The sequence below is a fragment of the Caldalkalibacillus salinus genome, assembly GCF_016745835.1.
Taxonomy (GTDB): Bacteria; Bacillota; Bacilli; order Caldalkalibacillales; family JCM-10596; genus Caldalkalibacillus_A; species Caldalkalibacillus_A salinus.
Window position 1 is genome coordinate 159139 of the sequence record NZ_JAERVL010000001.1, and the last position, 13152, is coordinate 172290.

A 13152-nucleotide genomic window follows, 5' to 3' on the forward strand; every position below is an offset into this window, starting at 1 on the left:
CATTCGACGTAGAACTCTTTTCCTATATTTCCTACATTTATCGTTTCTTCTGTTCAGGTACTACGTTTGACAAGACGTAAGTCATATGCGTAGAGTTATATAAGAGATTGGAGTGAACGTCATGAGCCAAAGAGACACGACACGAAATAAAAATGAAAAACACTCAGCTTGGGAAGGCAATCAAATTAAAACCTACATATATACTCATAGACAGGCATACACGCCGATGTGGGAGGAACAAAAGCAATGGGTACAAGAGATTGATCAAAAATTAAAAGGCCCGGCGCTATTATTACTTGAACACGAGCATGTCTATACACTCGGTAGAGGTTCACATCTCGAACATTTGTTAATTTCCAGGGAAAAGTGTGATGCAGAAGGGATCGATCTCGTGGATATTGATCGTGGTGGAGATATTACTTACCACGGGCCGGGTCAACTGGTTGGTTATCCACTCATTCTACTTGATCGGTACGGCAATGATGCCCATTTGTATTTACGTCAATTAGAAGAAACGATGATACGTACACTAGCCACTTATGGCATTGAAGCGGGGCGTAAAGAGGAATATACGGGAGTCTGGGTTCAGGATGAAAAAGTAGCTGCCATTGGCGTTAAGTTTAATCGTGGCCGCCACTCGAAATCCTTTATTACCAGTCATGGTTTTGCATTGAACGTCAATACAAATCTAGACATGTTCAACTATATTGTGCCTTGTGGCATACGTGAGTTTGGTGTGACCTCAATGCAAAAGCTTTTAGGTCATCATGTGTCTATGTCTGCTGTGCAAGAAGAATATCAGAAACAATTTTTAGAGGTGTTCAATTTGCAGCATGTTGGTACCATTTCCGTAGACTAGCGGGCGTTACTCTGGTTCTAGTGCCTACAGTTGGGACAAGTGAGAACACAGCACAAAAACAAGTGAGGATACAACACAGGAACAATGAGGAGCCTTTCTGTCACAGAGAGAGGCTCTTTTGCTTTTTATAAATCTGAAAAAATCATAAATAAGAGCGGCTGGCTGAAACACATTCTGAGCCAAAAATAGGAAAATATCTAGTAAAATAGGAAAATATTAAGCGTTGATGTTGCTTAGGCCTTCTGTTTTAATGACCTTAAGCACTAATTTTATTGCGGTGTGAGCAATTTTATACATATGGGTCATTAGGGGAAAGCATCATAGCTAATTAATATTTTTTTGGAAAATGCATTAAATAAAAACCAACAGGAGGTCATGTAACTTGAAAAAAATGATAGTCACAGCAACAGCAGGATGTGTCTTAGCGTTAGGGAGTATGATGGCACCAGGTATTGGGGATGTGGCCGAAGCGTCTTCGGATGTGAGATATGCTGAGACGACAGCGGCACTGAATGGTAGATCTGGACCATCTTTAGATAGTAACGTCATTGGTGTAGTCCCTTCAGGTAAACGAGTGGAGGTACTAGAGATTGTGAACAGTAAATGGGTCAAAGCTCGTGCATACGGTAAAACGGGATACCTATCAACAAAATATCTAAAAGAAGTCAGTGGTGATACTGACAGTTCTTCTTCTGGTAGTGATAGTGACTTAGCTGACGACATTCTTAACACTGCAGCCAAGCAAAAGGGTACACCTTATCGCTTTGGGGCGCGCTCAGGACAAACGAGTCATTTTGATTGCTCCTCATTTACGCAGTACGCTTTTGGCAAACATGGCGTTGACTTACCGAGAAATTCTCGTCAACAATCCAAAGTAGGGACCACGATCACGTCTCGTTCCGACTTACAAAAAGGTGACCTCATCTTTTTCCGTACAGGTAACCGTTCAGACGGTGCGATTGATCATGTCGCTATTTACGCCGGTGGTGGAAAGATTATACACGCTCTTCCACGTGGTGGTGTTCAGGTCGATAACTTTAGCGGATTTTGGGTGAAATCGGCTGTTAAAGCGAAAAGAGTGCTAGACTAATTAAAAGAGTGTTAGAATAAATTAAGAGAGTGTTAGAGTAATCAAAAGAGTGCTAGACTGGTCTTGATCATATAAACTCAGCGTAGATAAAGAATAATACGCTACCCTTACTTTCAATTTTTGACGGTTAAGGGTAGCTTTTTTATTTATGAAGAGTAGACCTGTAGAATGGTAGATTGAAGCAGATTGCAAAAAACCGAGAATTTAGCCGATATATATAAGGAGACCTACCTCATTTATTGTCATTATGTTATAAATGTATAGTAAGAATAGGTAGGCGTCGTCGTTGAATACAGATTAGGAGGCAAACATATGAAAGGCGATTATCGTTATGTATTCCTTGTTTCATTATTAATATTGGTCGTGCTCAGTGCCTGTCAGCCTACAGAACACGAAACGTCGGGTGATCAGCTTGTAGGCAAGTGGGAGGCGATCGATGATCAGCACCCTCACTCTGTGGAGTTTAAAGAGGATGGCACCGTCATTGTGATTGAAAATCAACAAGAGTTTAAGGCTCATTATTCATTTGTAAACGAAGATCAAATTGAAGTTTTTACGGAACCAGAAGAAATAAGTGACGGAACTTTAATAGATATTCGATTTGAAGAAGGTTTTTTACATATTACAGATAATGGGAATGAGACCCGGTATGCACGATTAAGAATCAATCAGTAGTGAAACGGAAGGAGTATGAGATTATGAGCCTATCGTTTCCGTATGTCTTGCGGTTAAGCGATAACACCCAAGTGAAAATTCGTCGAGCACAACCCACTGACGTCAGGGCCTTAATAGATTTGTTTCGTAGCGTCATGCTAGAAGAAAAGTATTTACTTACCACATACGAGGAGTTCTCGCTAACGGAAGAGAAAGCAAGACAATGGGTACAACAGGCCAATTACCCTTCGAGTGACATCATCCTCATTGTTGAAAAGGGGTCCGAAATTATCGGTTCACTAGATTTCACATTAGGACAGAAGACGAGACTGCGTCATCTAGGGACTATAGGGATGTGTGTTCATAAGGAATGGAGGGGGAGAGGAGTCGGTTCACAACTACTGGCACTCTTTCTTGCCTGGGCGGAGGAACAACCGACACTAGAGAAGATCTGCTTAGAGGTTTTCTCAACAAATAAGGAGGCCATTCAATTATACGAGAAGCATGGCTTTGTCATAGAGGGCATACGCAAGGAACAGGTGAAGATGAAATCAGAGTATATAGACCTGGTCACGATGGGGCGTTTTGTACCTCGTTCCGATAAACATCCGTCCTCATAGTGAAGGTTATAGCTATGGACAAAAGGGCCGGAGAAGGAAAGTCGATATAAATTTTGAATATCCTATCAGTCAGCTAGCCGTACTAAAAAGAAAAGTCGTGTAAATGAGGTGACAATGTCATGCATACAACGCGTTACAACATTGAGGCATTACATGCTGGGCAACCTAAGGAAGTGGAGGTTAATGGCAGCCGTTACTTAACGAGTATCAATAAGGCAAGGATTGAAGACAGGAGATATCTTTCGACTCATAACGTAGAAGGGGATGCTCAAGCAGACTTAAAGAATCACGGGGGCAAAGATAAAGCTCTGTGTATCTACCCAGTCGAACACTATTCATACTGGGAGACTGTTTTAGGGCACTCTCTTGCACACGGTGCATTTGGAGAAAATGTCACTATAAATGGCCGTGTAGAAGCGGACGTGTACATAGGGGATACTTATCAATTTGGGGAAGCCGTTATACAAGTAAGTCAACCGAGGCAGCCTTGTTACAAATTAGCAAACAAATGGCATAAAGAGTCGTTGGTCACGATGGTCCATGATACAGGTTACAGCGGATACTATGTTCGTGTACTACAAGAAGGGTATATTTCTACTGAAGACCACTGGAAACTAATAGACCAAGGTGAAGAACGCTGTACTGTTCGTATGGCAAATGAGGCCATGTTCACGTCTAGTGATACTCAGTTTATAGCCAAAGTAGCGCAAACCGAAGGGCTGGCAGAGAATTGGCAACGTCGATTATTGAAAAAATTAAAGCGCCTATCGCCATCGTAACGATCGCCATCTAGACATTTGTAGCTCAAAAAGTAAGTAAAGTAAAAAATGAAAAGTAAGAACAGTATAAAACTAAAAAGCCCTACAAATGTAGGACTGTTTATCATGAGTTGCTTATAAGAAGAAACCTGCTCCCATCACTAAGCTAGAAAGTACCAGAGAGCCGATGATAATATATACAACAGTTTTGACTAATTTTTTAGGTAGCACAGGTCTTACCTCCTTTTAAAGCCTTGTCTATTTCTCTAAATTCTATCATACTTAAAGTATAAGTATGTTTCAACCGGTTCTTAAATCCAACTGTTATTGAAGGAGTGGATAGGATGAATAAGGAGGATCTTGAATTTGCCGAATTGTTCGAAGAATGGAAACAAAAAACAGAGGAGTTAATTAAGAAGTACCCTGAAAGAAAGGAACAGTTTACCACATCTTCCGGTCTCCATATCGATCGCGTTTATTTACCCGACGATAGAGACGACCGTTATATTGAATCTCAGGGCTTCCCTGGACAGTTTCCTTACACCAGAGGCATCCAGCCGACGATGTATCGTGCAAGACACTGGACAATGCGTCAGTATGCAGGGTTTGGTTCTGCGGAAGAAACCAATAAGCGCTTTAAGTATCTTTTGGAGCAAGGGCAAACTGGCTTAAGTGTGGCTTTTGACCTTCCTACGCAGATAGGCTACGACTCTGATGATGCGATGGCACGTGGGGAAGTAGGTAAGGTCGGTGTCGCTATCGATTCATTGGCAGATATGGAAGCGCTTTTATTTGAAATACCGTTAAATAAAGTCAGTACATCTATGACCATTAATGCCCCCGCAAGCGTATTATTAGCGATGTATATCGCTGTTGCCGAGAAGCAAGGGGTCCAATCGACGGCGCTATCGGGTACGATTCAAAACGATATTCTAAAAGAGTATATTGCTCGGGGGACATATATTTTTCCGCCTCAACCCTCTATGAGACTAATCACAGATATTTTCGCTTATTGTGCGGAGCACGTCCCTAAATGGAACACGATTAGTATCAGTGGATATCACATTCGAGAAGCCGGTTCAACAGCTGTACAAGAATTAGCATTCACGATTGCCAACGGTATGGCTTACGTTGATGCAGCCCTAGAAGCAGGGTTAGATATTGATCGATTTGCACCGCGGCTGGCCTTTTTCTTTAACGCCCATAATCAGTTTTTTGAAGAGATCGCCAAATTCCGTGCAGCTCGAAGAATATGGGCGCATATCATGAAACATAAGTACGGGGCCAAAAAAGAAAAGTCGTTGCAATTGAGATTTCACACGCAAACGGGCGGATCGACACTGACAGCACAGCAACCGGATAACAATATCGTAAGGGTGACCATTCAAGCTTTAAGTGCCATTTTAGGTGGGACGCAAAGTTTACACACCAATGCGCGAGATGAGGCATTGGCCTTACCTACAGAACAATCCGCTAGAATTGCACTAAGAACGCAGCAGATCCTCGCTCATGAAAGTGGTGTAGCCGATACAGTCGATCCGCTTGGAGGTTCATATTTTGTTGAACAGCTTACCGATCAGATACAAGCCGAAGTACAAAAATATCTAGACAAGATTGAAGAACGAGGTGGGGCAGTTGCAGCCGTTGAGCAAGGGTACATGCAACGTGAGATTCATCAAGCCGCGTATGACATGCAGAAGAGTATCGAAAGTGAGAAAGAGATCGTCGTGGGGATGAATAAATTTGCAGTAGAGGATGAACCTCAACCCGAGCTTATGAGGGTAGATCCAACACTAGGTGACAAACAAAAGGCCAAACTACAACAACTGCGACAAGATCGGGACAATCAACGTGTGGATGAGACGCTGGAAAAACTTAAGCGGGTGGCCCAGACCCAAGACAACCTGATGCCCTATATTTTAGAGGCAGTCAAAGCTTATGCCACCATCGGAGAAATCTGTAACGTCCTTAGAGCTGAATTTGGGGAGTACCAAGGGGTTTGATTTATTTTTAATGACAAACTGAGCAACGGTTCAGATTTAAGCAACATGCTTGAGAAGGGGAGAGATCGATGAGAAATATACGTGTACTTGTTGCCAAACCGGGGTTAGATGGACATGATCGTGGCGCGCTTGTGATTGCCCAGGCTTTAAGAGATGAAGGGATGGAAGTCATATATTCCGGGCTTCGGCAATCACCAGAGCAGATTGTTGCGAGTGCCATTCAAGAAGATGTCGATTGTATTGGCTTATCATGTTTATCCGGTGCCCATAACGAACTGTTTCCCGAGGTCACACGTTTACTTAAAGACCAAGGGGCCTCGGATATTATCGTTGTAGGTGGCGGCGTTATTCCTGCGGAGGACATACCCTACTTAGAAGAAAAAGGGGTCGCCAAGATATTCACGCCAGGTACAGCGACAAAGGATACCGCTGACTTCATACGATTTGCGCTAGCAGAGAGACAAGGTGAACAACAACTTGACCCACCACGAAAAATATCCCATATCGGTATTGCAGTTGAGTCCCTAGAGGAAGCCCTTCCCTTTTACCAGCAATTAGGTTTACAGCTTGAGGGAATTGAAACAGTCGAAGAAGAACAGGTTAAAGTCGCATTTTTAAAGATTGGCGAGAGTAAGATTGAACTCCTAGAATCCACCACTCCAGAAGGCCCCATTGCGACATTCATACAACGGAAGGGGCCTGGTATCCATCACATCGCATTAGATGTAGACGACATACGCTCACGATTACAGCACCTCAAGGATAAAGGCGTTAGACTCATCCATGATGGTCCAAAAAAAGGTGCTGAACAATCAGAGATTGCCTTTATTCATCCTAAGGCGTCTGGTGGTGTGTTATATGAACTGACTCAACCTCATTCACAAAGCGAAGGTCATTTTGACGATAATGATAGAGAAGTAAAGGAGCGTCAGCGTAATGAGTCAATATCTGAAGACAAGTGAAAACCTACAAATGCACAAAAAAATTGATGAAATGTATGAAAAAAAGCAAAAAATAGAGCTTGGAGGTGGGGATAAGAGGATTCAAGCTCAGCACGAAAAAGGGAAATTAACAGCAAGGGAGAGAATCGACTTACTCCTTGACCGAGATTCTTTTGTTGAACTTTATGCTCATACTGAGCATCGCGGGAATCACTTTGGCATGGAAGACAAAGAAGCCCCCGGTGAAGGGGTTGTGACGGGATACGGAAAAATCCACGGACGTCTCGTTTACGTCTTCGCTCAGGATTTTACCGTGTTTGGAGGCGCACTAGGAGAAATGCATGCCCAAAAAATTGCTAATATTATGGACTTAGCCGCTAAAAATGGTGCACCCATGATCGGACTAAACGACTCCGGCGGTGCAAGAATTCAAGAAGGCGTTGTCTCCTTAGATGGTTATGGACATATTTTTTACCGTAACGCCATCTACTCCGGTGTTATACCCCAAATTTCCGTCATTATGGGCCCATGTGCGGGTGGGGCCGTATATTCTCCGGCCATAACAGATTTTGTGTTTATGGTGGAGCAGACGAGTCAGATGTTTATTACAGGACCAAAGGTCATCGAGTCCGTCACAGGAGAAAAACTGTCCTCTGAACAGCTCGGAGGCGCGAATGTTCATGGCACAACGAGTGGAAATGCACACTTTACGGCTGGGTCTGAACCTGATGTCCTTGAGCATGTCAGAAGACTGATCACATTTATACCTCAAAATAACGAAGAAAAAGTGCCTGTGCAGGCAGGCTCCGATCAGCCAGACTGGATTGAAGATTTAGCCGAAATCGTACCCGTTGAGGGGACAAAAGTCTATGACGTCCGTAATCTCATACATACCGTTGTAGATGATCAAGATTTTATGGAAGTACATGCGAACTTCGCCAAGAATATTGTGGTCGGTTTTGGACGTATCAACGGAGAGACGGTGGGTATTGCAGCCAATCAACCAAAAGTAATGGCAGGCGGATTAGATATTAACTCTTCAGATAAACTGGCGCGTTTTATTCGTTTCTGCGACAGCTTTAATATCCCATTCATTACGTTTGAAGATGTCACTGGTTTCTTTCCTGGTGTCAACCAAGAGCACGGTGGCATCATCCGGCATGGGGCTAAAATTATTTACGCCTATTCAGAGGCCACTGTCCCTAAAATTACTGTCATCACCAGGAAAGCGTATGGTGGTGCCTATGTGGCTTTAAATAGTAAAGCGATTGGGGCGGATATTGTTTATGCTTGGCCCAACGCTGAGATTGCTGTTATGGGACCAGAAGGTGCAGCGAATATCATCTTTGCCAAAGAGATCGCTAACAGCGCCGATCCAGATGAAATGAGACAAAACAAAATCAAGGAATACCGTGAACGTTTTGCTAATCCGTATGTGGCAGCCGCAAATGGGATGGTAGACGATGTCATTGATCCGCGTGAAACGAGAAGAAAACTGATCGAAAGCTTAGACATGTTAAAAACAAAGAAAGAGAGTAGACCACCCAAAAAACATGGCAATATCCCATTATAAATCAATCACAACCGACGTCCAATTTTTATATCAATTCGGTGTCAAACAAGTGCGTTGTGAGCTAGAAGTATGGTACGATAAAATAAATTTAATCTTGTAACATGACCATTGCCATTCAAAGCGTTAACGTAGCATTGACAAGTCAACGATACGCTCATCAAAATGATACAAGTAACATTGAGAACGGAGGAAAGACATGATCAACGAAGAAAGATTACTACAAGAATTTTTAGAGCTCGTGCAAATCGACAGCGAAACAAAAGAGGAAGCAGCCATATGTCAGGTACTTAAAGAGAAGCTCGAACGACTCGGCTTAGACGTCATTGAAGATGATACCAAAGAACAAACAGGCCATGGAGCCGGTAACCTGATTGCGACACTAAAAGGAACAGAAAATGCGGCAAAGATTTATTTTACTTCACATATGGATACCGTTGCACCCGGTAAGGGTGTCAAACCAGAGGTCAAAGATGACGGTTACGTGTACTCTGACGGGACGACGATCCTAGGAAGCGATGATAAAGCAGGTCTTGCAGCCATGCTAGAAGGGATTAAAGTCATCAAAGAAAATAATCTTAACCATGGTGATATTCAACTTGTCATCACAGTGGGTGAGGAATCCGGATTAGTTGGGGCTAAAGCGTTAGATCCAGCATACATTAAGGCCGATTTCGGTTTTGCTTTTGATAGTAACGGACCCGTGGGTCATATTATTGTAGCCGCTCCTACCCAAGCTAAACTGAAAGCGACGATGAATGGTAAGTCAGCCCATGCAGGCGTCAACCCTGAAGACGGCATAAGCGCTATTCAGGTCGCAAGTAAAGCCATATCTCGCATGCCATTAGGACGTATCGATCATGAAACAACCGCTAATATAGGACGGTTCGAAGGTGGCGGTGCCACGAATGTGGTCTGTGACCGGGTAGACATTTATGCTGAAGCGAGAAGTTTGGAACAAAACAAGATGGAGCAACAAGTACAAGCGATGAAAGAAGCTTTTGAATCAACGGCTGAGGAATTTAATACGACCGCTGATGTCGATGTGAACGTCATGTATCCGGGATATAAGTATGACCAAGATCATGATGTGGTTAAGGTGGCTCAGCAAGCGGTCGCTCAAATTGGTAGAGAAGCCAAGCTCCTGTCAAGTGGTGGTGGATCTGACGCTAACGTCATCGCTGGACACGGCATTCCAACCGTTAACCTAGCCATCGGCTACGAAAACATTCACACCAAAAATGAACGCATGCCCATAGAAGAACTTAACAAAGCGGCCGAACTCTTCGTTGCAATCACCCAACAACCAATCAAAGGATGATCTTGCTTGTTCAGACTTGCATTCACTAACATTTTTAGGTAATATACCTTTTAGATACAACAACATAGCGCACGCAATGATGAAGATAAGTAAGTATACGGAGCAATACAGAGAGCTGACGGTAGGTGCGAGTCAGATTGCGAACTATACCGAACCTGGGCTTCTGAGCAATGTGATGAAGAGTGAATCGACCGTTGATATGTTGTCGTACATGGATAAGTCGGTTAATAAAGGTGGTACCACGGGCCTCCCGTCCTTTACAGTGGTACGACCTTTTTTAATTTCCAAAAATCTTTAGAACACAAATAAAATAAAACGAAACGAAGTAAGAGGTGACGAAACAATGGCAAAAAGAATTTTATCAGGAGTACAACCGAGCGGTACTATGACACTAGGGAATTACATTGGGGCACTCAGACAATTTGTTAAGCTACAGGAGGAAGAAGACTGTTTTTTCTGTATCGTAGATTATCATGCCATGACCCTTCCTCGAAATGTAGAAAATCTAAAAGAGAACATCCGTAAATTGGCAGCCACTTACCTTGCTGTTGGCATCGATCCTAAGAAAGCGACTTTATTTATACAATCTGATGTGTCTGCACACCTAGAACTGGGATGGATCATGACATGTCACTCTTACATGGGTGAGCTTGAACGTATGACCCAGTTCAAAGAAAAATCAAAAGAAGACGAAAGCATACCGACTGGATTATTCACGTACCCTGCATTACAAGCGGCTGATATTGTACTGTACAACGCCACGCATGTTCCAGTAGGAGAAGATCAGAAACAACATATTGAACTGACGCGAAACATTGCTCAACGTATGAACAACAAATTTGATCAGGAACTGTTTGTCATCCCAGATCCTCTGATAAACGAAGTGGGCGGACGAGTGATGTCCTTAACCGATCCAACAAGTAAAATGAGTAAGAGCAACCCGAATGAAAATAGCTATATCTCACTACTCGATGAGCCTAAACGAATCGAGAAGAAGATCAAGCGTGCCGTGACGGACTCAGAGAATCACATCCGCTTCGATCCCGAAGAGAAGCCGGCTGTGAGCAACCTTCTATCCATTTACGCTTTGATAACAGATCAACCGATGTCAGCTGTAGAGGCACACTTTGAAGGCAAAGGCTATGGTGCCCTGAAGGGAGAATTAGCAGAGGTTGTTGTCGATCAGTTAAGTCCGATTCAGGAACGCTATGAGTACTATTATCACTCTGAAGAATTAGATCGAATTCTTCGTGATGGTGCTGAAAAGGCGAGCACTGTTGCCAATGCAACATTAAGAAGAGTCAAAGACGCCTTAGGGGTGGGGATATAATGGGCTTTAAAAACATTGTGAGTCAAGCTTGGCTTTTGGATCATCTCGATGATCCAAAAGTCGTTACCGTTGACTGTCGTTTTACCCTAGGGGAACCGAATGCAGGACGTGAAGCTTACCTTGAAGACCATCTCCCTGGCGCACGTTACTTTGATCTTGAACGTGATATGTCGGGTTCAGTTTCAACGCATGGTGGGCGCCATCCCCTTCCTCAACTTGATGAACTCATTACAAAACTAGGGGAGGCAGGTATTGATCGTGACGTTTCAGTCGTTGCCTATGACGCGCAAGGAGGGGCTATGGCTGCTAGGTTATGGTGGTTGCTGAAGTACCTAGGACACCCAAGCGTTTACGTTTTGGATGGTGGCTATACGTCCTGGAAATCTAACGGTTATCCCACGTCGCCCATCATGCCCACACCAGTGAGCAAAACATTTGAACCTCAATTAAACCCTTCGCTCCTTGCTCAGATGGAGGATGTAAAACAAGCACTCAATCAGGAGGATACCGTCATCATTGATTCGAGATCCCCGGAGCGATACAGTGGAGAACACGAACCTGTAGATCGTGTCGGTGGCCATATCCCTAACGCTGTTAATGTTTTTTGGAAAGAGAGCTTAGATGATAATGGTTACTGGATACAGAATGACAAGCAACGTAAGCGTTTTGACCCATATGCGGTGGAGAAGAAGAACACGATTGTTTATTGTGGTTCTGGGGTGACCGCTTGTGTGAACATCATGGCTTTAGATGAAATAGGAATAACACCGAGGTTATATCTAGGAAGCTGGAGTGACTGGATTAGTTATGAAGATACACCTAAGAAAATGACGTAACTATTAGAATATTTCTATATTTTGCTAGTCCAATTGAACTATGATATAATAAGCGAGGCTTATATTACATATAAGGGGGAAAAAAAGATGAAAAAGAGATTATTCTCCGGATTAACACTTCTACTCGTGCTATCTTTAGCTTTAGTAGGGTGTGGAGGAGCGACAGAAGATGGTAATGGAGGAGATACGGAAGAAGGGACAGAAGCTGCAGATCCAGTTAATTTACAACTAGGGACGGGTGGCTCTGCCGGAACGTATTACCCACTTGGAGGCGCTATTGGTCAAGTTTGGAAGAACGAAGTAGAAGGTGTCTCTAATGTCCAAGTGAACGAAACAAACGCGTCAGTTGAAAATATCCGTTTATTAGACGGTGGTTCTATTGATTTAGGTATGTCCATCAACTTTATCGCAGATTATGCACACCAAGGCATTGAGGAATTTGAAGAAGATGGCGAAGTAACATCTTTCGGTGTTATGGGCGTTGTATATCCTGAGGTTGTGTATGCCTTTGCTAATCCGTCCGCAGGAATTGAAACTGTGGCTGATCTAGAAGGGAAAGTGGTTGAAGTTGGACCACCTGGAAGCGGTACAGCAGTAGCGACTCGCCAAGTATTAGAAGCGTACGGATTAACGTTTGATGATATCGATGTACGCAATTCTAACTTTGGTGATGCCGTGAGTGCGTACAAAGATGGCGGTGTTGATGCCGTATTTGCTGTTGTAAGTAGCCCATCTGGCCTTGTTCATGATGTGACTTCTACTCACGACGTGCAGTTCCTTGATATCGTAGGGGAGGAACTAGATACTCTTCGTGAAGCTCATCCGTTTTACTCGCCTTTCGTTGTAGAACAAGATGAGTATGAGGGTATGGAAGCAGATTACGAGACAGTCACAATGCAAGCGCTCATGCTGGCGTCTAACGATTTAAGTGAAGACCTCGTGTACGAGCTAACGCAAGCCATGTACGAAAACACAGAGACGATTGCAGAAACGCACAACGTGGGTAATCAAATCTCTCTAGAAAACGCGCTAAATGGTGTGACCACACCGTTACACCCTGGTGCAGAACGTTACTTTGAGGAACAAGGTATTGAATTAGAGTAACGTGATAAACCTAAAAATCATTGTTGTAGAAAGAGGAAGGCTCTTGTCTAGCCTTTCTCTTTTTTA

The 13152-nt window shown here is 43.4% G+C and carries 13 protein-coding genes and 1 other annotated feature; of the genes, 12 read left to right on the forward strand and 1 reads right to left on the reverse strand.

Going from position 1 to position 13152, the window contains the following annotated elements:
• The first annotated feature begins 121 nt into the window (after nucleotides 1-121).
• The 5 genes from lipB to JKM87_RS00745 all read left to right on the forward strand — a co-directional run bounded on the left by lipB (nucleotide 122) and on the right by JKM87_RS00745 (nucleotide 4002).
• Entirely contained in the window at nucleotides 122-859 is a 738-nt protein-coding gene (gene lipB / locus JKM87_RS00725) for a lipoyl(octanoyl) transferase LipB (RefSeq protein WP_202076762.1), read from the forward strand.
• Nucleotides 860-1250: 391 nt separating this feature from the next.
• Complete coding sequence (locus JKM87_RS00730) at nucleotides 1251-1949, forward strand: C40 family peptidase (RefSeq protein ID WP_236838537.1); 699 nt, start codon at nucleotides 1251-1253, stop codon at nucleotides 1947-1949.
• A gap of 312 nt (nucleotides 1950-2261) precedes the next feature.
• Nucleotides 2262-2624, forward strand: coding sequence for a hypothetical protein (locus JKM87_RS00735; RefSeq protein ID WP_202076765.1), 363 nt, complete (start codon nucleotides 2262-2264; stop codon nucleotides 2622-2624).
• Between the two features lie 23 nt (nucleotides 2625-2647).
• A complete protein-coding gene (locus JKM87_RS00740) occupies nucleotides 2648-3223 on the forward strand; it encodes a GNAT family N-acetyltransferase (protein WP_202076767.1) in 576 nt (191 codons plus the stop codon).
• A gap of 119 nt (nucleotides 3224-3342) precedes the next feature.
• The gene (locus JKM87_RS00745) at nucleotides 3343-4002 is read left to right on the forward strand and encodes an MOSC domain-containing protein (protein WP_202076769.1); all 660 of its coding nucleotides are present in this window, start codon (nucleotides 3343-3345) and stop codon (nucleotides 4000-4002) included.
• Between the two features lie 114 nt (nucleotides 4003-4116).
• Here the strand turns inward: JKM87_RS00745 and prli42 are convergent, their stop codons facing one another.
• Nucleotides 4117-4212: a stressosome-associated protein Prli42 gene (gene prli42, locus JKM87_RS18000; RefSeq protein ID WP_202076778.1), complete on the reverse strand. Its 96-nt coding sequence runs from the start codon at nucleotides 4210-4212 to the stop codon at nucleotides 4117-4119.
• 113 nt (nucleotides 4213-4325) lie between these two features.
• Here prli42 and JKM87_RS00755 point away from each other — a divergent pair, with 113 nt between their 5' ends.
• The 7 genes from JKM87_RS00755 to JKM87_RS00785 all read left to right on the forward strand — a co-directional run bounded on the left by JKM87_RS00755 (nucleotide 4326) and on the right by JKM87_RS00785 (nucleotide 13086).
• Nucleotides 4326-5984 carry an acyl-CoA mutase large subunit family protein gene (locus tag JKM87_RS00755; protein WP_202076780.1) on the forward strand — a complete coding sequence of 553 codons (1659 nt, stop codon included), beginning with the start codon at nucleotides 4326-4328 and terminating at the stop codon, nucleotides 5982-5984.
• Nucleotides 5985-6052: 68 nt separating this feature from the next.
• On the forward strand, nucleotides 6053-6946 hold the full coding sequence (gene mce, locus JKM87_RS00760; RefSeq protein WP_202076782.1) for a methylmalonyl-CoA epimerase: 894 nt from the start codon (nucleotides 6053-6055) through the stop codon (nucleotides 6944-6946).
• Between the two features lie 10 nt (nucleotides 6947-6956).
• The gene (locus JKM87_RS00765; RefSeq protein WP_202077982.1) at nucleotides 6957-8498 is read left to right on the forward strand and encodes an acyl-CoA carboxylase subunit beta; all 1542 of its coding nucleotides are present in this window, start codon (nucleotides 6957-6959) and stop codon (nucleotides 8496-8498) included.
• A 196-nt stretch (nucleotides 8499-8694) separates the two neighbouring features.
• A complete protein-coding gene (locus JKM87_RS00770; RefSeq protein WP_202076784.1) occupies nucleotides 8695-9816 on the forward strand; it encodes a M20/M25/M40 family metallo-hydrolase in 1122 nt (373 codons plus the stop codon).
• Between the two features lie 67 nt (nucleotides 9817-9883).
• Nucleotides 9884-10077, forward strand: a binding site (T-box leader).
• An 82-nt stretch (nucleotides 10078-10159) separates the two neighbouring features.
• Entirely contained in the window at nucleotides 10160-11146 is a 987-nt protein-coding gene (gene trpS / locus JKM87_RS00775) for a tryptophan--tRNA ligase (RefSeq protein ID WP_202076786.1), read from the forward strand.
• Complete coding sequence (locus tag JKM87_RS00780; RefSeq protein ID WP_202076788.1) at nucleotides 11146-11982, forward strand: sulfurtransferase; 837 nt, start codon at nucleotides 11146-11148, stop codon at nucleotides 11980-11982. Before trpS ends, JKM87_RS00780 begins: the two co-directional genes overlap by 1 nt.
• Before the next feature lie 87 nt (nucleotides 11983-12069).
• Nucleotides 12070-13086, forward strand: coding sequence for a TAXI family TRAP transporter solute-binding subunit (locus JKM87_RS00785; RefSeq protein ID WP_202076791.1), 1017 nt, complete (start codon nucleotides 12070-12072; stop codon nucleotides 13084-13086).
• Nucleotides 13087-13152: the final 66 nt, after the last annotated feature.